22 protein-coding genes, 1 tRNA gene and 1 other RNA gene are annotated in these 24,831 nt (G+C 37.0%); 11 read left to right on the top strand and 13 right to left on the bottom strand.

Features of this window, described 5'->3' with window-relative positions; translation table 11 throughout:
• Window positions 1-56: 56 nt before the first annotated feature.
• The 3 genes from BT999_RS03025 to BT999_RS03015 all read right to left on the bottom strand — a co-directional run bounded on the left by BT999_RS03025 (window position 57) and on the right by BT999_RS03015 (window position 1,767).
• Entirely contained in the window at window positions 57-404 is a 348-nt protein-coding gene (locus BT999_RS03025) for an Hpt domain-containing protein (RefSeq protein WP_072696298.1), read from the bottom strand.
• A gap of 183 nt (window positions 405-587) precedes the next feature.
• Window positions 588-1,094 (bottom strand): hypothetical protein, encoded by a 507-nt coding sequence (locus BT999_RS03020; protein WP_072696297.1) that lies wholly within the window; start codon window positions 1,092-1,094, stop codon window positions 588-590.
• A 49-nt stretch (window positions 1,095-1,143) separates the two neighbouring features.
• On the bottom strand, window positions 1,144-1,767 hold the full coding sequence (locus BT999_RS03015) for an XTP/dITP diphosphatase (RefSeq protein ID WP_072696296.1): 624 nt from the start codon (window positions 1,765-1,767) through the stop codon (window positions 1,144-1,146).
• Between the two features lie 526 nt (window positions 1,768-2,293).
• Here BT999_RS03015 and BT999_RS03010 point away from each other — a divergent pair.
• The 3 genes from BT999_RS03010 to BT999_RS03000 are packed head-to-tail and all read left to right on the top strand — an operon-like array spanning window position 2,294 to window position 4,659.
• A complete protein-coding gene (locus tag BT999_RS03010; RefSeq protein WP_072696640.1) occupies window positions 2,294-3,316 on the top strand; it encodes a ketoacyl-ACP synthase III in 1,023 nt (340 codons plus the stop codon).
• Between the two features lie 12 nt (window positions 3,317-3,328).
• Complete coding sequence (locus BT999_RS03005) at window positions 3,329-3,616, top strand: DUF503 domain-containing protein (RefSeq protein WP_072696295.1); 288 nt, start codon at window positions 3,329-3,331, stop codon at window positions 3,614-3,616.
• A 47-nt stretch (window positions 3,617-3,663) separates the two neighbouring features.
• Window positions 3,664-4,659, top strand: coding sequence for a DHH family phosphoesterase (locus tag BT999_RS03000; protein WP_072696294.1), 996 nt, complete (start codon window positions 3,664-3,666; stop codon window positions 4,657-4,659).
• An 83-nt stretch (window positions 4,660-4,742) separates the two neighbouring features.
• Here the strand turns inward: BT999_RS03000 and galE are convergent, their stop codons facing one another.
• The 8 genes from galE to BT999_RS02960 all read right to left on the bottom strand — a co-directional run bounded on the left by galE (window position 4,743) and on the right by BT999_RS02960 (window position 14,369).
• Window positions 4,743-5,720: a UDP-glucose 4-epimerase GalE gene (gene galE / locus BT999_RS02995; RefSeq protein WP_072696293.1), complete on the bottom strand. Its 978-nt coding sequence runs from the start codon at window positions 5,718-5,720 to the stop codon at window positions 4,743-4,745.
• A 53-nt stretch (window positions 5,721-5,773) separates the two neighbouring features.
• The gene (locus BT999_RS02990; protein WP_072696292.1) at window positions 5,774-6,223 is read right to left on the bottom strand and encodes a hypothetical protein; all 450 of its coding nucleotides are present in this window, start codon (window positions 6,221-6,223) and stop codon (window positions 5,774-5,776) included.
• 315 nt (window positions 6,224-6,538) lie between these two features.
• Complete coding sequence (locus BT999_RS02985) at window positions 6,539-6,724, bottom strand: rubredoxin (RefSeq protein WP_072696291.1); 186 nt, start codon at window positions 6,722-6,724, stop codon at window positions 6,539-6,541.
• A 25-nt stretch (window positions 6,725-6,749) separates the two neighbouring features.
• Window positions 6,750-7,328: a rubrerythrin gene (rbr, locus tag BT999_RS02980; protein WP_072696290.1), complete on the bottom strand. Its 579-nt coding sequence runs from the start codon at window positions 7,326-7,328 to the stop codon at window positions 6,750-6,752.
• Between the two features lie 757 nt (window positions 7,329-8,085).
• Window positions 8,086-9,747 (bottom strand): phosphoglucomutase (alpha-D-glucose-1,6-bisphosphate-dependent), encoded by a 1,662-nt coding sequence (gene pgm, locus BT999_RS02975; protein WP_072696289.1) that lies wholly within the window; start codon window positions 9,745-9,747, stop codon window positions 8,086-8,088.
• A gap of 32 nt (window positions 9,748-9,779) precedes the next feature.
• Window positions 9,780-11,963 carry a hypothetical protein gene (locus tag BT999_RS02970; protein WP_072696288.1) on the bottom strand — a complete coding sequence of 728 codons (2,184 nt, stop codon included), beginning with the start codon at window positions 11,961-11,963 and terminating at the stop codon, window positions 9,780-9,782.
• A gap of 143 nt (window positions 11,964-12,106) precedes the next feature.
• The gene (locus BT999_RS02965) at window positions 12,107-13,099 is read right to left on the bottom strand and encodes a hypothetical protein (protein WP_072696287.1); all 993 of its coding nucleotides are present in this window, start codon (window positions 13,097-13,099) and stop codon (window positions 12,107-12,109) included.
• Window positions 13,100-13,169: 70 nt separating this feature from the next.
• Window positions 13,170-14,369 (bottom strand): hypothetical protein, encoded by a 1,200-nt coding sequence (locus BT999_RS02960; RefSeq protein ID WP_072696286.1) that lies wholly within the window; start codon window positions 14,367-14,369, stop codon window positions 13,170-13,172.
• Between the two features lie 409 nt (window positions 14,370-14,778).
• Here BT999_RS02960 and BT999_RS02955 point away from each other — a divergent pair, with 409 nt between their 5' ends.
• Together BT999_RS02955 and clpB are read left to right on the top strand one after the other, a co-directional pair.
• Window positions 14,779-15,723: a DnaJ C-terminal domain-containing protein gene (locus tag BT999_RS02955; RefSeq protein ID WP_072696285.1), complete on the top strand. Its 945-nt coding sequence runs from the start codon at window positions 14,779-14,781 to the stop codon at window positions 15,721-15,723.
• A 31-nt stretch (window positions 15,724-15,754) separates the two neighbouring features.
• Complete coding sequence (clpB, locus tag BT999_RS02950) at window positions 15,755-18,352, top strand: ATP-dependent chaperone ClpB (RefSeq protein ID WP_072696284.1); 2,598 nt, start codon at window positions 15,755-15,757, stop codon at window positions 18,350-18,352.
• Between the two features lie 104 nt (window positions 18,353-18,456).
• Here the strand turns inward: clpB and BT999_RS02945 are convergent, their stop codons facing one another.
• Window positions 18,457-18,738 carry a hypothetical protein gene (locus tag BT999_RS02945; protein ID WP_072696283.1) on the bottom strand — a complete coding sequence of 94 codons (282 nt, stop codon included), beginning with the start codon at window positions 18,736-18,738 and terminating at the stop codon, window positions 18,457-18,459.
• Between the two features lie 208 nt (window positions 18,739-18,946).
• Window positions 18,947-19,022 (bottom strand) — tRNA-Ile (locus tag BT999_RS02940).
• A 211-nt stretch (window positions 19,023-19,233) separates the two neighbouring features.
• On the opposite strand from BT999_RS02940, the gene BT999_RS02935 reads away from it, so the two are divergent.
• The 6 genes from BT999_RS02935 to BT999_RS02910 all read left to right on the top strand — a co-directional run bounded on the left by BT999_RS02935 (window position 19,234) and on the right by BT999_RS02910 (window position 24,831).
• Window positions 19,234-20,073, top strand: coding sequence for a Nif3-like dinuclear metal center hexameric protein (locus BT999_RS02935; protein ID WP_072696282.1), 840 nt, complete (start codon window positions 19,234-19,236; stop codon window positions 20,071-20,073).
• A 23-nt stretch (window positions 20,074-20,096) separates the two neighbouring features.
• Window positions 20,097-20,828, top strand: a complete 732-nt coding sequence (locus BT999_RS02930; RefSeq protein WP_072696281.1) for a zinc ribbon domain-containing protein — start codon at window positions 20,097-20,099, stop codon at window positions 20,826-20,828.
• 67 nt (window positions 20,829-20,895) lie between these two features.
• Window positions 20,896-21,255, top strand: an RNA gene (rnpB, locus tag BT999_RS02925) — RNase P RNA component class A.
• Between the two features lie 167 nt (window positions 21,256-21,422).
• On the top strand, window positions 21,423-22,169 hold the full coding sequence (locus BT999_RS02920; protein ID WP_072696280.1) for an SAM-dependent methyltransferase: 747 nt from the start codon (window positions 21,423-21,425) through the stop codon (window positions 22,167-22,169).
• Between the two features lie 240 nt (window positions 22,170-22,409).
• Window positions 22,410-23,528 carry an ATP-binding protein gene (locus BT999_RS02915; protein ID WP_072696279.1) on the top strand — a complete coding sequence of 373 codons (1,119 nt, stop codon included), beginning with the start codon at window positions 22,410-22,412 and terminating at the stop codon, window positions 23,526-23,528.
• 325 nt (window positions 23,529-23,853) lie between these two features.
• A complete protein-coding gene (locus BT999_RS02910) occupies window positions 23,854-24,831 on the top strand; it encodes a 3-dehydroquinate synthase II family protein (RefSeq protein ID WP_072696278.1) in 978 nt (325 codons plus the stop codon).

Genomic DNA, 24,831 nt, shown 5'->3' with positions numbered 1-24,831 from the left:
TTTTTTTCTCAATATTAAATAGACGGCGACAAAAAGTCGATATGGATAAAAATATCTTAAGCTAAGGTTTGGCTAATAGATCGGCAGTCTTCTATTACTTGTTTTAATATGGGAGAAATATTTTTCGCCATAGTAACACTATCATCAATGCTTTGCCCGGCATGTAAAGCCGCTTCAAGCGTTGTGAGTTGTTCTCTAAAGTCGTCTGCACCAATGGTTCCGGCTAAGCCTTTAAGCGTATGAGTATAACGCTCTGCCTCGGCTATTTCGCCTTTTGTAAGGTGCTCAAGCAACACTTTGTCGGCTTGTTCATAGCCGTCAATAAATTTTATCATGACTTTATTTAACAACTTTTTATTGCCACCAAGGCTTTTTAAGGCTGCATCAATGTTTAACGTACTCATTTTATGGCTCTTTTTTTCGATGTTTTTAAGGAAGACGAGCTTATCCTGACAGTCTTTGTTCTAAAATACAAAAGAGTTGAAAATATTGCAAGCTAATCTCTAAAAAAAGTTTAAAAATATTTTTTATTTATTTTTTATGAAATATAAAGCGTTGATATATTTTCAGTGTTTATTAAAAAAGAATTATTTTTTTAATAAATAGTTATATTTTTGCGAAAGCCCGTAAGTGCGTTCGAGAATTTTTGAAACAAGACCCGATAAACCTTCAAGGTCTGTTGTTCCGACTTCACGTCCAATATAAAAACGTAGGGTGTTGCCACCTTGAGAAAATACCCAAGTAACGGAATAAACCGAACCGATATTAGGACGCTCTTCAAATTCCGGTGCGGTTGAAACTAAAATAATTATTTGCGGAGTTTTGTTGCCAAGTTCAAAAAGGCTACTGGTATTAAAGCTTTCTTTTAACATGAATGCCAATTTTGCACCGATATTGTCATTTCCCTCATGTTCTACAGAGATTGAAGCTCTGTCCTCTTTTATTTTATTGGGGTTGTCGGGTATGGGGCTTGGACTTGTTTCTTGAGGGGCTGGGGTTTGTTTGATATTTGTTTGAGCAAGGGCGGAAGATAAAGACGTAAACAAAATGGCTAGGGTTAAGACCGCAAAAATTAATTTATTTGTAGCTTTCATTTTTTTCTCCTAATTAAATATTAAGTTATGAGTTTTTACTAAGTGATTTTTATTTTTTTAGGTGTTTTTGAGCAAAGGCATTCCACTGTTCTTTAAATAAATTTAAGGCCTTACCTCTATGGCTGATTGCATTTTTTTGATCAGCGGAAAGCTCGGCCGCCGAACAGCCACACTCGGAAATATACATTAAAGGGTCATAGCCAAAACCGTTTGAGCCTTGTGGCGTTTCTAAAATTTGTCCTTCCCACTCGCCTCTAACCAACATTTCATCGCCTTTAGGTGTAGTAACGGAAATAACACAAACGAAACAAGCCGCTCTATCTTTTCCTTTTAATCCTTTAAGGGCGGATAAAAGTTTGGCATTATTTTTTTCTGTTGTTGCCGGCTGTCCGTTTTCGGCACTGTATCGAGCCGAATATACTCCGGGAGCTCCGTTTAACGCTTTTACGGAAATTCCGGAATCGTCTGCCAGTGCGATTAATCCGGTATATTTTGCCACAGCCCTCGACTTGAGTTTGGCATTTTCTTCAAAACTTGTTCCGGTTTCTTCAACTTCGGGTAGGTCAGGAAATTCATCAAGTCCGACTAACTCAAAGTCTGTATTTTGAAACATTTGTTTAAATTCTGATATTTTATTTTTATTGTGAGAAGCCAAGACTATTTTTTGTTTCATGTTAATACTACTGCTTATTTAATATTGTTAAGGTCTGTTTTTTTGTGGCTTAAGACGTTTTATGCGATTTTATACAAAGGATAAAACGATGATAAAAGCACGTAAAACGAAGTTTTGCAATGGTCTTTAACTTTATATAAATCTAACCTATTTGTAGCCAGAATTTTGTTTTGAGTCAATCATATTCAGGCAAATTCAGGTTTTACCTCTTTATTTAGGCGAGACAACAAAGCTCGGAAATAAACTTATGTTGACAGTAAATTTTCTTTATGTAAAAATTAATTTTTAATTTATTTGAGACTCTTGCACAATAGTCTCAAAGTGGCTTTCGCTAGAAAGGCACTCCAAACAATACGAATAAGGAAAATTTAATGTTCCTGTAAAATGAGTGGTTTTTGTGTCTTAAAACGTTTGATGCTATGTGATACAGAGCATCAAACGATAATAAAAGCACGCAAAACAGAGTTTTGCAATGGTCTTTATTACGAATTTGAATAAAAACATTTTAGAATACAATATATTGATTATGAAAAACAAATTTGCCAGAATAAAACATATAGAATCTTATAAACCGAAAATACTTTTAGATAATATCGAACTTAATAAGGCTTTTCCCGAGTGGAATGTTGATAAAATAGCCGCAAAAACAGGAATAGAAAACAGGTATATCGCTGATGAAAATGAAACCGCCCTCGACCTTGCGGTTGTTGCCTGTAACCAACTTTTTGATTCGGGTGTATGTAAAAAAGAAGATATTGATTGTTTGATTTTTTGCACTCAAAGCCCTGATTACGTTCTTCCTCCAAACTCTTGTTTATTACAAGACCGTTTGGGGCTTTCGACCAGTATTAAAGCTTTTGATTATACCCACGGTTGTTCGGGTTATGTTTATGGTTTACATTTAGCCAAAGCCTTAATTGAAAGCGGTCAAAGCAAAAATATTTTGTTTGTTACAGGTGATACTTACAGCCGTTATATAAACCCCAAAGATCGTTCGGTTCGCCCTTTGTTCGGCGACGGAGCAACTGCAACTTTTATTAGTGCGGAAGAAGCGGAAGAGGCGTTTATTGATCACTTTATCTTTTCAACAGACGGGCGTGGGCTTGAGGCTTTGCTTGTTCCTGTTAGTGGTACAAGAAAAAATCAAGTTGTTAAAGATAAGTTGCATGATAAAGTTTTGGAAGACGGAATGCGTACTTTAGAAAATCTTTATATGAACGGGAGAGAGGTTTATACTTATACTTTACGTTCTTTGCCTCCGCTTGTAAGTAATACTCTTGAAAAAGCAAATTTAATGATAAATGATATTGACCATTTTGTCTTTCACCAAGCTAACGCTTTTATGCTTGAAAGTTTAAGGCAAAAATGTGAAATTCCAAACGAGAAATTCCACTTATTTTTAAAAGATTGTGGGAATACGGGTTCTTCAAGTATTCCATTTTTGCTGGCTAATTATATGAAACAAGGACGCATAAAAGCCGGAGACAAGATGTTGCTTGCCGGGTTTGGAGTCGGATACGCCAGTGCTTTAGGAATTATAACAGTATAATATTAAATAATCATGTTTATTGGTGTATTAAACGTTGAATTTACCTTACATGGTAATGATTCTTTAAAAGGAAAAAGGCGTATTTCAAATAGCTTAAAGCAAAAAGTACGCAATAAATTTAATGTATCTGTTGCAGAAATTGATTCTCAAGATATTTTAGATCTATTATCTTTAGCCGTTGTGTCTGTGTCAAATGATCAAAGACACCTACGCAGTCGCTTGGATAAATGTTTATTGATGATGGAAGCGGTTTGTCCTGAAGAAATGACTTACAGCGATATTGAGATTTTTGGTGCTTAAACCAAGCGTTTTCTTTTTTTAACCTGTAATTTTTGAGATAAACACAAATGAAAAATAAATATCCCGAGCTTTTTCAAGCGATACAAAAATATAACAATATCATTCTTGTTACGCATTACTCTCCCGACGGAGATGCGTTGGGTTCAATGGCGGCTTTGGCTTATGCCTTGATTGCTCTTGGAAAGACTGTTCGTTTATATAACCAGAGTGTTCAACCTGAAAACTTTTCATGGGTGCCACTGCCTTGCGTATTGGACAATGAACTTAACAAGCTTAAAGATTTCCCGGCAGAATTGTTGATTACTCTTGATTGTGGAGATGAGTCTCGCACGGGCAGAGAACTTTTACCTTTGTTGCAAAATAAAAAGACATTGCCTTGGAAGGATATTGTTGTTGTAAATATTGATCATCACTTTGGAAATTCTGAATTTGGAGATCTAAATATTGTCGAATCCGACGCTCCGGCTACGGCATTTATCATTGGCGAGTTAATCGAATCCTTGGGTCTTGAATTGAAAGATGAAATAGGTATTGGAGTTTTTTTAGGAATTTATACAGATACCGGAGCTTTTGCTTATCCAAGCACAACCGCCAAAAGTCTTGAAATGGGTGCTCGTGTTATTAAAAACGGGTTAAATATTCGTGAATTTACCGAAAAGTTGAGTAATACATGGACCTTAAACCGTATGCAACTTTGGGGACGTTTGTGGCAAGAGTTGGAACTTTGCTCAGGCGGAAAAGTTGCAATCAGCAAAATACCTCATGCTTATTTTGAAGATACACAAACAACTTCGGAAGACCTTGAGGGATATGCGTCTTTCTTGCGACATTTAAAAGGTGTTAAAGCGGTTCTCATGATCAGAGAAAGAAAAGACGGAACAGTAAAGGCCAGTTTTCGCTCAGACGGGGTCATAAATGTTCAACAAATAGCCTTTGAACTTGGCGGAGGCGGACACAAAGCCGCCGCAGGTGTAGACTCTAATTTAGATATGCAAACCTTTGCCGGTAAAGCAAGAATTCTCTTAGAGCAGTATATTCGCTAAAATTAGCTAAAGCCTATTCTTCTTATCTAGTTTAGGGTAATTTTTTTATTCTTTTGCTTTCGTGAAACAATAATTTATATCAATTATTTATCTCTAATTTTTTCATACCACTTGGCAGCACCGATTAAAATATTTTCTAAATCCGAACGCTGTGGTTTCCAATCTAGTATAGTTTGTGCTTTGTCGCTTTGAGCTACTAAAGCGGCGGGGTCTCCGTCTCGGCGTTGCACAAAAGAATGGGGAATATTCTTATTTAATATTTTTGCTGTGGCATTTAAAATTTCTTGTACGGAATACCCTGTTCCCGTCCCAAGGTTAAGAGTTAAAAGCTCGTTGTTTTTTATCAATAAATTCATTGCCTTGACGTGTGCATCTGCCAGATCTTCAACGTGAATATAGTCTCTGATGCAAGTTCCATCAGGAGTAGGGTAATCGTTTCCAAAGATTTGCAATTCCGGAATATCGTGCCATGCCGCCATAATAACCCTAGGGATTAAGTGGGTTTCAGGATCGTGCCATTCTCCTGTTTCTTGGTTTTTATCAGCACCGGCGGCATTAAAATAGCGTAATGCAACAGACCCCATGCCGAAGGCTTTATAATAATCAGCCAACATATATTCCATAGTGGCTTTACTCGTTCCGTAAGGATTAATCGGTTTAACGGGGGCGGTTTCGGCAATTGGCGTTTCTTTTACCGCACCATATACGGAACAGGTACTTGAAACAACAATATGCGAAACTGCTTGTAAACGCATGGCTTCCAATAAGCTTAAAGTTCCTGCAACATTATTATAATAATATTTATTGGGTTCGTTAACTGATTCTCCAACAGTTGATAACGCTGCAAAGTGGATTACACCGTTAATTTTGTGTTTTTTAATAACAGTTTGTAACCTTGAGTTGTCTAAAATATCGCCATATTCAAAGACGCCCCATTTGACCAATTCTTTATGCCCGGTTGACAAGTTATCATAGGTTATGGGGTTATGCCCTGATAATGCCAAGGCTTTACAGGTATGCGAGCCTATATATCCGGCACCGCCGGTTACTAAAATATTCATTTTGTCTCCAAAGTAAAATTTCTGACTTTTTATCTAAAGCAATCTTAACTTAGTTATTTAAAAAAATTATCAATAAAGCCGTTTGGCTCTGCTAAACCATAAAGGAAAAGAGCGAAAATATATAAAATAAAGGCGTAAACGACTGTTATCCAAAGTAAAATTTCTGAGGGGGTAGCAAAGGCTATACCCAAGACAATTCCCAATAATATACAGGTAATTTGAAGGTTTATATGAATAACATATCGCCCAAACCCCTCAAGAAGGAATGAGATTTTAAATTTTTCAAACATTTTTGCAAAGCAAAGAAATAAAAAACCTAAAACCCAAAAAATAATCATTGGTTTAAGAGATAGCCAGTCTTGTATTTGTTCAAAGTTAAATTCTACAAATTTTGCAACAAAATAAAAAATAAAATAGATAAAAAGCCCTAAGATAACCCCGTAAAGATTTTCTGTCTTTTTTTCTTTAAGTAGCGGAGCAAAAAAAATAATAATTTCATTCATAAAGAGTGCCGATTTTTAAAATACAAAAAGGTTAAAGGATAAAAAACTAAAGTAAGACCATTGCAAAACGACGTTTTGCGTTCTTTTATCATCGTTTTATACTCTGCATTCACATAGCATAAAACGTCTTAACTCAGAAAAACCACTTTGAGTCTATAGTTCAATAGTCTCAAAGTGAATATTATTAAGTTCGCCTTGTTTAGTAAAGTGATAAAAGTTATTTTAAGTCTTTTTATAAAAAATAAATAAACTCAATAAAAAAAGTCGGTCAAAACCGAAGTTTCAACCGACTTTGAGAGTCTCTTTTGTTTGTTTTTAAAAATAGCGTTGTTCAAACAATTTTTTAGATGCACCGCAAACCGGACAAACCCAAGTTTCAGGTAAGTCATCAAACTCAACGCCTTTAGGGATTTTTCCTTTGCGGTCGCCACGTTCGGGGTCATAAAAATATCCACAGTTTGCAACCGGACAATATCTTAATTTTTTAGGATCTGTAGCCATAAAATTCTCCTATATAATTTGCAAATTAACAACAGCAGTTGTGAAGCAGTTGAAAATAGGCTTTATCATGATCGCAAGCAGGGCAACGATCGACAGCTTCCGTTCCTTCGTAAGTAAAGCCACAGTTACGACAATACCAAGTAGCTTTTTGTTCACACTTAAAGACGCGTCCTTCTTTAATGTTTTTTGCAAATTGGAGATAGCGTTTTTCGTGAAGTTGTTCGGCAACAGCAATATTTTTAAATATTTGTGCAATAGAACCAAAGCCTTCTTCTTCTGCAATTTTAGCAAAGCTTGGATACATTATGGTATGTTCATAATGCTCTCCGCCGGCCGCTTCAATCAGGTTGTCGTGAGTGTTGGTAATAATTCCGGCAGGGAAAGAACCGGTAATTTGAACTTCGCCACCTTCAAGCAACTTAAATAAGCGTTCGGCATGTTCTTTTTCTTGATCGGCGGTTTCCAAGAATAGATTTGATATTTGGACAAAGCCGTCTTTTTTGGCTTTACCGGCAAAAAAAGTATAACGATTGCGAGCCTGAGACTCACCTGCAAAAGCAGTCAGGATATTAACTTCTGTTTTAGTACCTTTTAGTGATTTCATAATATAGCTCCTTTTGATTAAAGTTAAAAAGTGAATAAAATGAATTTTAAAGCAACTTAACTTGTATCATTTTAAATTATTGCGGTTAGTTTGTACTAATTTGATTTGGTTTATAAATAATAGTTATTATTAATATAATAAGTTTTTAATTATTTTGCAAGTTATAAAAGTAAAAAACTTGCTCGTAAAGAAAAATATTGAATTATTACTTATAATTACTGATAGAAATTTTCTATGAAATATATTTTTAAACTCTTCGTCTTTCTCAAAATTAAAGTACATTTTGATTAAAGTTAAAAAGTGAATAAAATGAATTTTAAAGCAACTTAACTTGTATCATTTTAAATTATTGCGGTTAGTTTGTGCTAATTTTATTTAGCTTATAAATAATAGTTATTATTAATATCAGTATAATAAGTTTTTAATTATTTTGCAAGTTATAAAAGTAAAAAACTTGTCTATAAAGGAGAATGTTGAATTATTACTTATAATTACTGATATAAATTTTCTATGAAATATATTTTTAAACTCTTCGTCTTTCTCAAAATTAAAGTACATTTTGATTAAAGTTAAAAAGTGAATAAAATGAATTTTAAAGCAACTTAACTTGTATCATTTTAAATTATTAGGGTTTAATTGTTTTGTAAGTTTTAAAAGCAAAAACGTGCTTACAAAGAAATATATTTAATGATTCTCTATAATTATTTGTAAAATTTTTTGTGCATTATATCTTTTTTACCATTTTTATTTCTCAAAGTTAAAGCACACCGGCATTTTTAAAAGTTTGGTTGACTAGGGCTTGGGCTTCTTCTTGAATTTGTTTCAAGTGGGCTTGGTCTTTAAAGCTTTCGGTATAAATTTTGTAAATATTTTCGGTTCCCGAAGGGCGAGCGGCGAACCAACCTTGATCAGTTACTACCTTTAAACCGCCTATTGCGGCATTATTTCCGGGAGCTTTCGTTAAAATTGCCGTTATTTTATCGCCGGCGAGGCGTGTGGCTGTAACTAGCTTTGGGTCTAAATTGCTTAATACTTTTTTTTGCGTGGGGTTGGCAGGGGCATCTAATCGTTGATATATGGGTGTTCCAAACTTTTCGGTTAGTTCAAGGTAAAGTTTTGCGGGCGTTTTACCTGAAACCGCCGTTATTTCTGCTGCTAAAAGATTGAGTAAAATACCGTCTTTATCTGTTGTCCAGACAGTACCGTCTTTACGCAAAAATGAAGCACCGGCACTTTCTTCTCCGCCAAAGAGATATTCTCCGTTCAAAAGACCGGAAACAAACCATTTAAAGCCTACAGGCACTTCATAGAGCTTACGCCCCAGTGCTTTTGCGACTCGATCAAGCATGCTGCTACTAACTAGAGTTTTCCCGATTCCACTGTTTTTTGACCAAAGAGGGCGGTTTTGACATAAATACCAAACCGCAACCGAGAGGTAATGATTAGGGTTCATTAAGCCGTTTGGGGTAACAATTCCGTGGCGATCGGCATCAGGGTCGTTGGCAAAGGCAAGGTCAAACTTATCTTTAAGCTCCAAAAGCCCTGCCATAGCGTATTCTGAAGAACAATCCATGCGAATTTTACCGTCTTTATCAAGAGGCATAAAGGCAAAACGCGGGTCAATTTCTTTATTTACAACAGTAATATCTAAACCATAATATTCGGCGATAGGTTCCCAATAAGCCATGCTTGAGCCGCCCAAGGGGTCTGCTCCAATATGCAAACCGGAAGCTTTAACTTGATCGAGGTTGAGAATATTTTTTAAATCTTTGACATAAGGGCTGATAAGATCAAGCTCTTTTACTTGTCCGCTTTTTATAGCTTGTTTACTATCTTTTTGTTTAATTTTATTTGTGCCTGATTTGAGAAATTCGTTGGCTCTTTTTTCTATCCAAGCGGTAACGGAGGTATCGGCCGGGCCTCCGTTTGGTGGGTTATATTTAAAACCACCATCAGCAGGAGGGTTGTGAGAGGGGGTAATCACAATTCCGTCTGCTTTTTTTGTGCTGTCGGCAGGCAGGTTTTTGTTGTGTTGTAAAATCGAATAAGAAATAATCGGAGTTGGAGTAAAGTTGTTCCCTTGGTGAATACACACATTCACATCATAAGCCGCCAAGACTTCCAAGGTGGTTTTATGAGCAGGTTCGGAAAGGGCATGAGTATCCATTCCCATAAACAGGGGCCCTTCTATTCCGTTTTGTTTTCGAAATTCGCAAACAGCTAACGCCATGGCTTTAACATGGTCTTCATTAAAGCTTGTTTCAAAAGAAGAACCTCTATGCCCCGAAGTTCCAAAGCTGATACGTTCATTCGCTTGTTCGATATTTGGTTTTTTTTCGTAATAAGCGTTAATTAATTGTTCTGTATCAATCAACAGCTCTTGAGGGGCTTTGTTCCCGGCTTGAGTATGTTTTGTCATATTGCCTCTCTTAAAAAGATAACAGGCTAAATTTATTTAGTTTTTAACAAAATTGCCATACCTTGCCATGCACCTAAGCTTACGTTAAGTTGTGAGCCGTTTACGCTTGGGTTTTTGGTATTATCTTCAATATTTTCAGCCTTGATGATAGAACCGATTTGTTCTTTAAAGGGGCTTAAATTTAAAGTTTCATTTGTGCCTGTTCTGGAAAAGTTAGCTATTGTAATAAAATATCCGCCATTATCGGGAAGTTTGTGTAATACGGCAACGCTTCCTTCGCCTTTGGTTTCGATACGTCCTAAAGTTTCAGCCCTTGCCAAACCAAGGTTTGAGCGTACTTTTAAAAATCCGCCCAAGCGGTTAACCATTGAGCCTTGAGTATAAACTTGTTCATCTATTGAACTAAACAAAGTTTTTGTGCGTGCGATACCGTTTTTGGTTACAAACAAAGAACCGCTGGTACGCAATAAACCGTATGCACCTCGTGTTGCATAACCTTCGTCCCATTCTTCGACATGATCAACCATTGCTTGCCAATGTAGCGGAAGGGCTCCGACTAAGTCTTGACCTGAGACCATAAAAATCCCGGGTTGCATGGCTTTAAAAAAGTTCATTAAAAACAGACCTTTTTCGGCTTCTTTTTTAATTTCCGGTTTTAATTCTTCCGGGTTGCGAATATCAAGAGCCAAAAGAGCCAAACCTGCGGAAGTTGTTAAGAGTCTTTCGTTTTTAAAAGGTACTCTGTCTTGACCGTCTCCGGCTTTTTCTTTCATTTGAGAGATAACTTCTGCACGCAGGCTTTCAGCTTTGCTGCTTTGTTCGTTTCCGCTTTGAGCGTTATGATTTGCTAAATCAAGCAAATGTGGCATGGAGTAAGAAATGCCGTTATTATTTGGCGTTGTGTTAACTAAATGTTTAAAATTAATGTTTAAACGTAAGGCCTCGTCTATCATGAAACGCAAGAGTGTTGCATCTCCGCTTAAAAGGGCGTGTTCGGTCGCAGGGCTTAGAACGCTGTTATAAATAAAATCAGGGCCGTCAGCCGTAAAACTTGCGATATGTGAAAGAGGAAGTTCATCTCTTAAAAAAGTCCAACCTCCGTAGCGACGCACCTCTCTTCCTATGCTTGTTGCCGCCGATAGAGCTGGTTCTCCGGAATAAGCAGTAGAGGCTTCGGGTTCTAAACCTTGAAGCGGTTCGAGATTTAAACCGAGTAAAGCCGCACCAAGCATTCCGACTTCACGCACGGCACTACCGGAGAGAATTCTTTTAGCGGTGGCTGAGGGGTCTTCCCAGTTTATAACAACATGTTCGGGTGAATAGTAATAGCGATAAAGCCAGCGACGGTTTGCTCCGTCAATTCCGTTAATTAAGCCCGTAGCCGCCCAACCTCGATCAGCACCGGTAATTTCACCGTCTTGTTCAAGGGCGAAAGGGATAACACCTTTTTCGGAAAGCTTTTGAATTTGAGTTGAGTCTAAGGCTTTGCCTTTCCATTGAGATTCAACCGTTGGCAATAAATCCCAGTATGCTTTATCTACTTCAACCATTGAATAAACGCCGGCATAATCTTTGTGCCAACGAGCAGCCAAGAAAAAGTCTGGTCCCAAGCCTGTTGCCGCCGGAATCATGTCTAAACCCAGAAGGGCTTGATTTTTATTGGCTTGTGCTAACATTCTGCGATAACTTTCTTCTTTGCCTACTACATCAGAAAAAGTGTATTGGATAACGTCATCGCCGGTAGGGCTTTTTTTCTGGTCATAAGCCCAAACTGAACCGGCTGTGCTGGTTGGAGCGATAAATAAACCACGAAAGCCCGCACTGTGCATGGCACTCCAAAGTTGTGGGCTTGAAAGCTCGCTGAAAGTTCCTTTTCCGCCGTCTGATAAAAGGCTATAAGGGTGGATATTAATCCAGTTGTCTGCAATTTTTAACAAACCGTCAGGGTCGGGAGGAGAAGCGGGAGTTCGCCAAGATAAATTACTGCCTGAGACTATCCTTGCCATTTCGACTGATTGCCCAAGCATGGATAATTTTTCCAAATATTGCACATAACCCGGGTCTGCCCTTGAGAGCGGGTTAAAGCTTGCACTATAATTTGCACCGTCTTGTTCTTTATTTTTCTTTTTTGAGCTACAGCTTACGCTTATAAGGGTTATTAATAAAATAAGCAGAAGCAATATTGAGTTTTTGATATATTGAGAGTTGGCAGGCATAAAAACTCCGAGCTGGTATTCTTTTAAATTTATTTTAATATTTAACAATTTAATATTTAACAATGATGAATGTTTATTTTGTTGATAATATAATTATAGGAAAATGAAAATAGCTTTTTTGAAAATTAATTGTTATCTGTTTTTTACTGTTGTTGTTTTTCCATAAACCCTTTTATAAAGGTTGTGTTATTGCCATTTGGTTGAGTTTTATTTTGTTTGTCTTTTTGAGGCGTTGTCCAGTCTTGTTCCCCGGTTTTTGTCCATGCCTTTTGAGAAACTAAGAGGCTGTAGAGATTAGATTGGTCGCTTTCTGAAATTGCTTCATAATCTATTTGTCCGGGAATTTTATTGAAAATCAATTGGTGGTTTTTGTTTACAAGGTAAATGTTTTTATAAGGAGATAACACCTCGACCACAAATTTTTCTTGAGTTTGCTCTGAACCGAAATAGAGAATGCCTTCGACCCCTTTTTTCTTTTCAGGCTTAAGTAATAAAATGCGTACCGGTTCTTTGCTTACTTTTTGATCAAAATCATCGTTTTTTGTTTGTACTACTCTGATTAAAATAGAATTTCCAAGTGCACCCGTTCCGTCAATTTGCAAAATAATCGGGTTGAAAATTTCCAAAAAGACGAGACCTTGAAAATTGTCAAACACTATTTTATTGGGTTTAGCTATTAAAAAATCGTTTGAAGAATCACTTGGTTTTATTGCCTCTTGGGTTAAGCTAATTGAACTATTGAGTATTTCAGGGTATTTTTTAATCATTTGTTGTGTAGTTAAGTCGGCTGATGTTTTAGGGTCAAGCTTTATAACTTGGTTTTTTTGATCAAAAAGTACATTTTTAAAAGTTAGGTTGCTGTTGCCCAAAAGGTTGACCAAAAGTCTTCCGTCTAAAACACTTAGGTTTAAATGTCCTTGATTGTCGCTTGCGACCTTCATATTTTCTCTTACGCGCAAATTATCTTTGGCGTTAAGGTCTATTAAGCCAAAAGAATAAGTGGCGTTAACCGGTGGTGTTACTGCCTGTCCTATTACGGGATAAAGCTTGTCGAATCCACCTGTAGAAAATAAATAGATAAGTCCGATAGTTATAATTGTTAAACTGATCAGTAATATACTTAGCCATTTTTTCATAATATTCTCCGTATGCCGTTACTTGTCATTTTATAATATATTGTTACTTAAAAAAGATAAGGTTAATGTTTTAGTCTAAAACGACTTTAGTGAAAACGCTTTTATGTTCATCGGCAGTTTTAATGATACGTTTTAGGGTGTCATACATGAATTCATCTCGCAGAGCATCATAAGTAATATCACTTTTGTATAGCGGAAAGAAAAGAGGGTAAGCAAGATTTATTCCTAATTCTTCTTGTTTTTTTGAAACAGCCAATAATAATTTTCTTCTTTCCGAAGGTGTTTGAGCGGTTACAAAATTATGGTCGCTTTTAACAAAGCCGTTACTGCCAAAGCTGTTTTGTGTTGTTGCCAATATTGGAATGGGCAATGTCTTTTTATTATTTAACTCTGTTTTGAGGTTAGTTATATTAGTTGTTAAAAGTTCGGCATCTTTGACAGGTGTATAAATATAGTCAATTCCCGTCAAGCCGATCGGTAAGTTGTTTGTAGTATTGGTGGCGATAAGGCGATTTTGGGCTTTTGCTTCGCTGATTGCCGTAAAAACAAGTTCGGGGTTTTGCTCTAGCTTGCCTGCCAGGCCTTGAATAAAAAATGATTCAAAATCAAGCTTTTGGGTTAAGTTACGCATATGAGCCACGAGCTCTTCGGGACTTTTATAGTTATTTATATCCAAAACAACTTCAAAATAGGTTTTAGGGTTGTTTTGGCGTATTTTTCCTCTTATTTCTTGAAGAGTTTCTTGGGTTTCCGGGTCAGGTAGAGCATTTTTTTCAAAAAATACAAAGTTACTGACAAGACTCGGTTTTAAAGAAGCTATGGCTTTAGCCGCCATATCGTAATTTTTATGTTCCAACAACCATTGTGAACCGTTTTGGTTTACCTGATAAACTCTGGCTTGAATCGGGGTTGAAAAAACTTGGTTTAAAGGGGTTTGAGAATTTTTTCTATAAGCTTGCTCGAGCGGAATATCTTTAAGCGTGGTTGTGGTTATATTTTCTTGAGCGACTTGAGTTTTTTTACTGGATTTAGCTCTTGAATTCTTTGATTTTTTACTAGTTTTTTTCTTCTTTGAGCTTTTTTTCTTTTTTGAGTTTGTTTTCTTTTTAGAGCTTGTTTGTTTTTTGGAACCGGCTTTTTTGTTTGTTTTTTGTTTTTGAGTAGTTTTTTTAGTGTTTTGCTGTGCTAAGCTTTCGTTTGGATATGAAAAGCTAAAGAAAAGATTGAGACTTAATAAAATTATAATGAGTTTTTTTATATTTTTGATCATAATTGTTTAATCTACCTTATAATTATGTCTTTAGTGATTATATTTATTGTTTTTTTAGTCTGGGGTGTAGCTTTGAAGTTAATTCTGATAAAATGTTTGCTTGATCCAATAGCCATATTGCGGAAAAAGTTAAGATTAAAAAGATGGTTGGATCTTGACTAGTTTATGAGCGTATTTATATTTAGTTATAGCTGATTGTAACCAAATTAAATATCTGTATACCACTCTTAATAATTTCAGCCGTTAAAGAATAATTTAAGTATATTTAACACGTTCTTGTTAATGTTACAAGGTTTTGTTTAAATATTAAATTCAAGGTGTTATCCCTTTAAGAGACGTTTATTGTTAATGAGGTTATCCAAGCTTACAACAGCCATATTTTAATAAAGTAATTAGGAGCGTGTGTTGCATGGGAGTAGAATATAAAGATTATTATAAGTTGCTTGGGGTTTCGCGCTCTGCATCAAAAGAAGAAATATCAAAAGCTTTTAAAAAGTTGGCTCGTAAATATCACCCGGATCTTAACCCTGACAATAAAGAATCTGAGCAAAAATTTAAAGAGGTCAGTGAAGCTTACGAAGTTTTAAAAGATGATGAAAAACGTAAACTTTATGACCAACTTGGAGCAAATTGGCAACAAGGTCAAAACTTTTCTCAACAACCGGGGTTTGGTTCTTATCAACGTCAGCATTCGGGAAATTCGGATTTCAGTGATTTTTTTGAAAGCTTTTTCGGAAGCGGAGCCGGTGGATTTAACGGTGGATTTGGTTCTCAGGGCGGGTTTAGCGGTGGTTCTTCGTTTAATATGCGTTCTCGAAAGGGAAGCGATATAGAATCAGACCTCTCGCTTTCTTTGGAAGAAGCTTATAAAGGTGGAAACAAAAACGTTACTTTGCAAGATATGAATGCAAAACCTCGTTTGCTTAATATCAATATTCCTGCCGGGATTAAAAACGGCGGACGTATTCGCCTAAGCGGACAAGGCAACCATGGAATGGGAACGGGAAAAGCCGGAGATTTGATTTTAACAATTCATATTTTAGACCACCCTATATTTAAGCTTGAAGGAAATGATGTTATCTATGAGCTTAATTTGGCACCTTGGGAGGCGGCTCTAGGCGTAAGTGTGCGTGTTCCGACTTTAGATTCAAATGTTGAACTAAATATTCCGCCGGGGGTTAATAGCGGGGTAAAATTACGTTTAAAAGAACGTGGGCTTGGAAATATAAAAGATAAAACCGGAAAGGGAGACCAACTGGTTAAAATAAATATTAAAACACCAAAAGATTTAAGTGCTGTCGAAAAAGAAAAATGGGAAGAACTTGCGAAAATTTCAAGTTTTAAAGCACGCTAATTTTTTGTGTTAATGACGGAGGAAATAACTTATGGACTTAAATAAATTTACTGAAAAATCACAATTGGCGGTTGCCGAAGCACAAACTATCGCTGTCAGATTCGGGCAACAGCAAATAGAAAATGAACATCTTGCCTTAGCTTTAGTTGAACAAGAAGAGGGATTGGTTTCTAAAATCTTAGCAAAAGCAGGAATTGACTCTAATATTTATGCAGATAAACTGCGTGAAGCGATTCAAAAAATGCCCACAGTTTCAGGTTCAGGAGTTGATTCCAGTCAGGTTGGCTTAAGTCGTCAGACGCATGAACTTTTATTAAACGCTCATAATTGCGCTAAAAGCATGAAAGACGAATATGTCAGCGTAGAACATCTTTTGTTGGAACTTTGCGATGTTAAAAGTTCTACCTCTCTTGGAAAAATAAACAATGGGTTTGGAATTACGCGAGATAAAATTTTGGCGGCTTTACTTAGCGTTAGAGGAAATCAGCGAGTAACAAGCTCAAACCCCGAAGCCAGCTATGAGGCTTTGACCCGTTATGGGCGTGATTTGGTTGAAGAAGCCAGAAACGGAAAGCTTGACCCGGTTATTGGGCGTGATGCCGAAATTAGGCGTTGTGTGCGTATTTTGTCAAGGCGTACTAAAAACAACCCTGTTCTTATCGGTGAGGCGGGCGTTGGTAAAACAGCGATAGTTGAAGGTTTGGCACACCGTATTTTAAAAGGCGACGTTCCCGAAGGCTTAAAAGATCGTACTTTGTTTGCCCTTGATATGGGTGCTTTGATTGCCGGAGCGAAATATCGCGGAGAGTTTGAAGAAAGACTAAAAGCTGTTTTAAAAGAAATTGAAAATTCCGATGGGCGTGTCATTTTATTTATTGATGAATTGCATACTATAGTCGGAGCAGGAAAATCAGATGGGGCAATGGATGCAAGCAACTTGCTTAAACCTATGCTCGCACGAGGTGAACTGCATTGTATTGGTGCGACTACCGTTGATGAATATCGTAAATATATAGAAAAAGACCCGGCTCTTGAAAGACGTTTTCAACCTCTTTTAGTCAGTGAGCCGAGCTTGGAAGATACTATTTCTATTTTGCGTGGTTTAAAAGAGCGTTTTGAAGTTCACCACGGTGTGCGGATTTTGGATTCTGCCATTGTTGAAGCGGTTGTGTTGTCCAATCGATATATAACCGACAGGCAACTTCCCGATAAAGCGATAGACCTTATTGATGAGGCTGCGGCAATGATTCGTAGTGAAATTGATACGTTGCCTGCTAATTTGGACGAAGCTCAAAGAAAGATTATGCAACTTGAAATAGAGCGAGAAGCTTTACGCCGTGAAAGCGACAAAGCCTCTAAAGAACGCTTGGAAAAACTTGAAAATGAATTGTCAGATTTAAGGTCAAGTCAAGCCGGGCTGATGTTACAATGGGAAAAAGAAAAAGCTGCTATCGATAAAGTGCGTAAAATTAAAGAAAAAATAGAACGCACCAAGCTTGATATAGAAGAGGCGGAACGTAACTATGACTTAAACAAAGCCGCCGAGTTGCGCTATTCTACTCTATCAAAACTTGAAAAAGAATTGGCGGAAACAGAAGAGCTTGACCAAGGCACTCGCTTGTTAAAAGAAGAAGTGCGTCCTGATGATATTGCCGATATTGTGGCACGTTGGACAGGTATTCCCGTTACTCGTTTAATAGAGTCAGAAAAAGAAAAGCTCTTGCGTTTGCCTGAGTTGTTACATAAACGAGTTGTAGGACAAGATGAGGCGGTAAGCTCTGTTTCCGAGGCGGTTTTACGTTCTCGCTCCGGTTTATCTGATCCCAATCGTCCAATCGGTTCTTTTATCTTTTTAGGTCCAACCGGGGTTGGAAAAACCGAACTTTGTAAGACCTTGGCATCTTCTTTGTTTGATAGCGAAGATAATATGATACGCCTTGATATGAGCGAATATATGGAAAAACACTCTGTTTCCAGACTGATTGGCTCTCCTCCGGGTTATGTTGGTTATGATGAAGGCGGTCAGTTAACCGAAGCCGTAAGACGTAAGCCTTATTCCGTTGTTTTATTTGATGAAGTAGAAAAAGCACACCCTGATGTGTTTAATACCTTGCTTCAGATTTTAGATGACGGTCGCTTGACCGACAGCCAAGGGCGTACGGTTGATTTTAAAAATACTATTATCATTATGACTTCTAATATCGGTTCACATCGTATTTTAGAAGGTATAAGCAGTGGTGGTGTTTTAAAAGAAAGTGCCAGAGAAGCTGTTTTAATGGAGCTTCGTCAACATTTCAGGCCGGAGTTTTTAAACAGAGTTGATGATATTATTCTCTTTAAGCCTTTGTTAGAGGCTCAAATGAAAGAAATTGTAGAAATAATGTTGCAACGGCTCAAAGCTCGTTTGGCAGAGAAAAAAATCAGCTTCGAAATAAGTGAGCTTGCGAAAGACCATATTGCCAAAGATGCTTATGACCCCGCTTACGGAGCCAGACCTTTGCGTCGTTATTTGCAACAATATGTTGAAAATAGCTTGGCTCGCAAAATTATAAGCGGCGAAATAGTCGAAGGCGATACAGCTTTTGTTGACTTAGTTGATGGTAAAATTAACATTAGTTCCAAAAAATAAAGAAGCAAAATCAATCGCATTATTTGGTATTTTGATAGAAGCAACCTGTCTGTATAAACTACAGGCGGGTTGTTTTTTTATTGTTGAGCTTTATTTTATTGTGTTTACACTTTATATTTATATTCGGTTTTTACATCTGAACTTCCACAGTTCTTACATACTATAGATTTTAGTTTTGGTGTCGACGTTTTCCCTCTTTCCCTTGCCTCCCATGTCGTCTCAAATTTCATGAAGTGTGTCATTGAGTTCTGGGAGTGGTGGGAGTTTTGAGCGTTTTGATATGATGAGTGAGAAGAAGACGCCACCTTATCAAGGCTTGAAACTTTCTCAGAAGTTCCGCAGTGTAAACAGTGGGCATTGTAAATTTTTTTTTCTATAATTCCCATTTGATTTCCTCCTATTATACTTGATTTGCATAGTAAAAAGAGCGATGGTGTTATTTAACTCCAATCGTTTATTTATATAATATTTTTGATATAAATAAACAAGGTTTTTTTTATGTGTGGTTTTAAATTGTAAATTCATTAAGTTATAGAATAAAAAGCTTACAGCATAAAAAAAGGTTACAGAAAAAATCTGTAACCTTTTAAAATCTGGTGGGCCCACCAGGCTTTGAACCTGGGACCAACCGGTTATGAGCCGGTTGCTCTACCAACTGAGCTATAGGCCCGTTATGTATCGTATTGACTTTATTATAAAAAATAAGCCTACAATGTTTTTAATTCGCTTCAAAGAAGAATGAATTTATATTGCTTATTTTAAAACTTGTCAATATTTTTTTTACAAAAGCTTGACTTGGGCTGTGTTATTTGAAATAGACAAAAGAGGCTGTTCACCTGGAAGCCTTTTTTATTTATTCTTAATTTTTTATTTGGGTTTTTATGTATTATCAAGATTTAATTCGGCATATTGAAAAAACAGCTAATCCGCTTTGGGCGGCCGCTTGGGATAATTCCGGGCTACAACTTGTTGCGAAAAATCAAGAGATTAAAAAAGTTGCTTTGTGTTTAGACCCGTCTCCCATACAAATTCAAAGAGCGATTGAACAGAACGTTCAGTTTATTTTAAGCCACCACCCTTTATATTTAAAAAGTTTTAGTTTGACCGAAAATAATTTGATTGTTGAAAGTTTGCGTTTACTTTTTCCCAACGATTTGTGGCTTTATAGTGCCCATACCTCGCTTGATACCAACTTACAAGGACCTGTTTCCTGGTTGGCCGAAGAATTAAAGCTTAAAAACGTTAAAGTATTGGAAAAAACTAATAGTGAAGCCGAGTTTGAAAAAGGTTTTGGCTTTATCGGAGATTTGCCTTATACTTTAGACTTTGAAGCTTTTAGCATATTATTATCAAAGTTGCTTGATATTGACGCGTTTTCTTTTTGTGGAAATATTCCGAAAAATATTAATAAAATAGCTTGCTTGCCCGGTTCCGGTGCGAGTGCTGTTGAATTGGCAATTAGCAGTCAAGCCGATGTTTTTATTACCGGAGATGTTAAATATCATGCGGCTTGTGATTTAAAAAGTCGTTTGGAATTAGAACGACAAAATGGATTGAAGCAAGATTTTTGTGTGATTGATGTGGGACATTTCAGCTTGGAAGAAGAGATGATGCGTCGCTGGACTTATCGGTTGGCATCAGATATACCAGAGCTTGAGTTTATATTTTTAGAGTCAAAGAATCCTTTGGAATATAATAAAATAAATTTGTTAAGAAGATAGAAATAGAAGAGGAGTGTTTATTAATGAGTATATATTTAAGCCAGATAGCCCAACTTGTTGCCTTGCAAAAAGTAGACAATGAAATTTATGATCTAAATAAAGAGCTTGCCAAAGGTCCTTTAGAAGTTGAAAAACTGCGTACAGAGCTTGAAACCGTTGAAAAAGAAAAAAAACATTTGGAAGAAAAGCTCGAACATATCAAAGAACAAGCCAAGCGTCTTGATATTGCCATTGATGATGACGGAGCCAAGCTTGAAAAAAGTAAAAGCAAGTTAATGCAGGTTGGCAGCGAAAAAGAATATAACGCTGTGATCAGCGAGCTTGATGTTTTAGAAAAAAACACTCGTGGACGTGAAGATGAAAAGAAAATGTTGCTTGACGAATTAAATCACCAATCAACAAGATATGCTGAAGTAAACGAGCGTTATGAATCTTTATTGGCTCAATTTAATGAAAAAAGTGAAAGCTTACAAGAAGTTGTCGATAAATGTAATAAAAGGTTGGCTGTTTTAAATGAAGAACGTAAACACTCAGGCTGTGAAATTCCCGAACCTGTTTTACAACGTTATGAATTTATTAAAGGAAGATTGGAACATCCGGTTATTGTTTTTGTTAAAGAGGCTGTTTGTTCCGGTTGTAATATTAGTGTTCCGCCTCAAATTTTTATTGAATTACAAAAAGGCACTCAGATTTTAAGTTGCCCTAATTGCCAACGCCTGATTTATTGGTGTGAACACTTTCATCGTCCGGAATAATTTATTATATAATTAAATCAAGTAAGTTATGCTTATAATATAACTGACCTTTTTTTATTAAGTTTCGAGAGTTAGACAGATTGTCGCCGCCACTTTGTGGGGGAGGAAAGTCCGGGCTCCATAGGACAAACGCCGGGTAACCCCCGGGAAGAGCGATCTTTAGAAAGTGCCACAGAAAACAGACCGCCGTGAAAACGGTAAGGGTGAAACGGTGGGGTAAGAGCCCACCAGCCGTTATGGCAACATAGCGGGCTAGGTAAACCTCGTTCGGAGCAAGACCAAATAGAAGGGCGCACCACAGCTTGTCCGGCTGATGCCCTTGGGTAGGTTGCTTGAGGCTTTAAGTAATTAAAGCCCTAGAGAAATGACAATCGTTTTTATAGCAATATAAAAAAGACAAAACCCGGCTTATCGTTTAACTCTCGTTTTTTTCATGATTAGCTGTATAGTTTGGCAGATGCTTTAATCTGTAGTAATAAAGCTAAGAAATTGTAAACCAACTGGCATCCTTATCCTCAACTCAAAACGTTGGGGTTTGGGTGTTGTTTAAAGCTATTATCTACTTGCGTAGATTTTGTAAAAGGAGTTTTTGTTTTGGATATTCCACGTATTTTTAATATTACCGAAAGTGCTCACCGTATTCATAACCCGTTCACACCAGAAAAGTTTGCTACTCTTGGTGCGGTGTTGCGTCTAAAATCAGGAACTCGTATACTTGACCTTGGTAGCGGTTCTGGCGAGATGCTTTGCACTTGGGCTCGTGATTACGAAATAACTGGTGTTGGCATTGATATGAGCCAGTTGTTTTCAGAGCAAGCGACGCTCCGTGCTAAAGAACTTGGAGTCGCCGATAGGGTTAAATTTATTCATGGCGACGCTACTGGCTATGTTGCTGATGAAAAAGTAGATGTAGCGGCCTGTGTTGGTGCTACGTGGATTGGCGGTGGAGTTGTTGGTACTATCGAGCTTTTGGCGAAGAGTATTAGCCCCGAAGGTATGATGCTTATTGGTGAACCTTACTGGCGGCAGTTACCCCCTACGGAAGAAGTTGCTAAGGGTTGCTTTGCTGGTTCTGTTTCCGACTTTCTCATGCTTCCAGAACTTCTCGCATCTTTCAGTGAGCTTGGCTACGACGTTGTGGAGATGGTTTTAGCTGATCAAGAAGGCTGGGATAGGTACGAGGCTGCTAAGTGGCTCACCATGAAACAATGGCTCAAAGCGAATCCAGATGATGACTTTGCGAAAGAGGTTCGAGCCAACTTAACTTCTGAACCTAAACGTTACGCTCAATACACTCGTGAATACCTCGGTTGGGGTGTGTTTGCATTGATGGCACGATAATACTGTTGGCGAGATATTTGGCTGATTATCAATATTAAATACGGAACACCTAAGCAATTACTCAAAACGTTGAGTCAAAACGTTGAGGCTTGGGTGTTCTATTTAATAGACTTCGCTGGTAAATCTAATTTATCTATTTAATAAATACAAAAATTCAAGCTTTAAGATATAAACTAATCTTATTTTATCTATTAAACTAAAAAGCGTATTGACGGTAAGGCCTCACTAAGGAGAAAGACAATGCTTATTTTTAATATTAATACAAACGATTCAGTTTTTTCGCCAAAAGAAATTATAAAATTTGCCGAAAGCTCAGCCGTTACCACAAATGTTACAAAAGAATATGCTATAATGCTTCTTCTTAAAGACAAAAATGTACTTTCTCAAATATGCGAACAGAGCGAAAACGTTGGAGAAAGTCTAAAAAAAGCCGCGTTAGCAGACTTAAGAAAATTAATGGAATATCTTAAAGAGCTAACTATTAAAAATTATATTCCCTCTATTAAACGCACTCTTTTTTTTAGTGATTATCAAAAATCTATAGAAGACCTTGTTGAAGAAAGTTCCACAGAGAAAATATTAGAAAAATTGATTTGCCACTATAAAAAATTTGGTGGCGGTGAGCTGGCTCAATATATCGCTTTTTATTGGCGAGGCGGTCTTTGCGGAGTAAGTAGCCCTGATGATATTAAGTTAGATGAGCTGTTTTGTGTGGAAGCTCAAAAACAAATATTAAAACAAAATATCAAAAGTTTTTTACAAGGAAACCCCACTAACAACGTGATTCTTTATGGTAATAGCGGCGGTGGAAAATCGTCAATCGTTAAGGCGTTACTTAATGAATATTACACAGAAGGTTTGCGCTTGGTTCAGATATTCAAAGATGATTTAAGTGAATTAACGCAACTCATGAGTGAAATTAAAAATAAAAGCTTTAAATATATCATTTTTTTAGATGATTTATCTTTTGAAAGTAATGAGTTGGGCTATAAAAACTTAAAGGTCTTGTTAGACGGAAATATAGAAAAACAGCCACAAAATGTTTTAATTTATGCAACTTCAAATCGCAGGCATTTAATCGGTGAAACTTGGAATGAGCGTCAAGGAGAAGACGTGCATGTGAGTGATACGAGAAATGAAAAGATGTCGTTAGCCGAACGCTTTGGTCTGCGGGTATATTTTGGGTCTTTGAGTCAACCAGAATACCTTGAAATAGTTAAGTCGATTCTTTTAAAACATGAAGTCAGCATGACAGAAGAAATACAGGCAAGTGCCATAGAATGGGAGCTTGATTATAATGGGCGTTCGGGTAGAACTGCGATGCAATTTGTCAAAAATTTATTAAACAATAAGAGTTAGGTTTATCGCAATTTTTTTGGGTCAAACAGTAGAGCATTTAACTTTTCAATACTGAGTAACGTTGTTGCGTATTGCTATTGCTATATCGTAACAGCCCTTTACTTCTTAACAAATTGGCTTTTACTCCATAACAAGTTGGAATTTCCTCTTGCATTTGAAATAAACAGAGTATAGACTTAACTACTAAAAATAAAATTTATACGAATGATTGTTTCAGACAAAATTCAATCTCATTTTATCTCGCTTTTGGTTTATTTAACCATAAACACCAACTCTTTAACTTATTCAAAATTTACGCAGTTTTTTACTGCTTATGAGGGTCGTCATGCCTAAGATTTTATTTAAATGTGTGCCTTTTGATAAATCAGCTCTCACTTTAGCCTTGGAGTCAGGCGTTGACGGCTTGATTCTTCCTAAAAATGCCGTTGAAGACTGTAAGGGCTTGGCTCGTTGTCAGATTTTTGAGGCGGAAAGTTTTAGTTTTATAAAATTAAATTCCAAAAAAGACGAAGAAAAAGCCGTTGAACAATTAAAAAACGGTAAAAAAGTTGTTATTTCTCATGGTTGGGAGATTATTCCAATCGAAAATTTATTGGCTCAATCATCACAGGTGGCAGTTGAGGTTCACTCTAAAAGCGAAGCTTTGTTGGCTGCCGGAATTTTAGAAGTGGGAGTAGATACCGTGGTTGTTTGTCCTGAAGCTGTCGGCGATTTAAAAGGCATTATTGCCGATCTTAGTATTTCACAAGGAAAAATAGAGCTTGTGCGTGCTACTTTAACAAAAATTGAGCCTGTTGGACTTGGTCATAGAGTCTGTGTTGATACTATGAGCATGTTGCAAAAAGGGCAGGGTATGTTGGTCGGAAATTCCAGTGCCTTTACTTTTTTGGTGAATGCAGAGACAGAACACAACGATTATGTTGCGGCAAGACCTTTTCGCATTAACGCCGGTGCTGTGCATGCTTATGCAATTTGTCCCGGTGATAAAACTCGTTATCTTGAAGAAATTAAAGCAGGCGACGAAGTTTTGATTGTTGATCATAACGGAAACTCCAAAAAAGTCGGAGTCGGGCGTGCTAAAGTAGAACAACGCCCCATGCTTTTTATTGAAGCCGAGATTGGAGCCGGTGGGCCTAAAGGGGCTGTATTTTTGCAAAATGCCGAAACAATTCGTCTTGTAAACGCTAACGGAGAGCCGGTGAGTGTTGTTCAATTAAAAGTTGGCGATACCGTGCTTTGTCATACTGATATGGCAGGTAGACACTTTGGTATGCGTATCGTTGAAGATATCATCGAGGCATAA

Source organism: Desulfovibrio litoralis DSM 11393 (assembly GCF_900143255.1).
Lineage (GTDB): Bacteria > Desulfobacterota > Desulfovibrionia > Desulfovibrionales > Desulfovibrionaceae > Frigididesulfovibrio_A > Frigididesulfovibrio_A litoralis.
The sequence above is the reverse complement of the archived record's forward strand: the minus strand, read 5'-3'. Positions and strand labels throughout refer to the sequence as shown.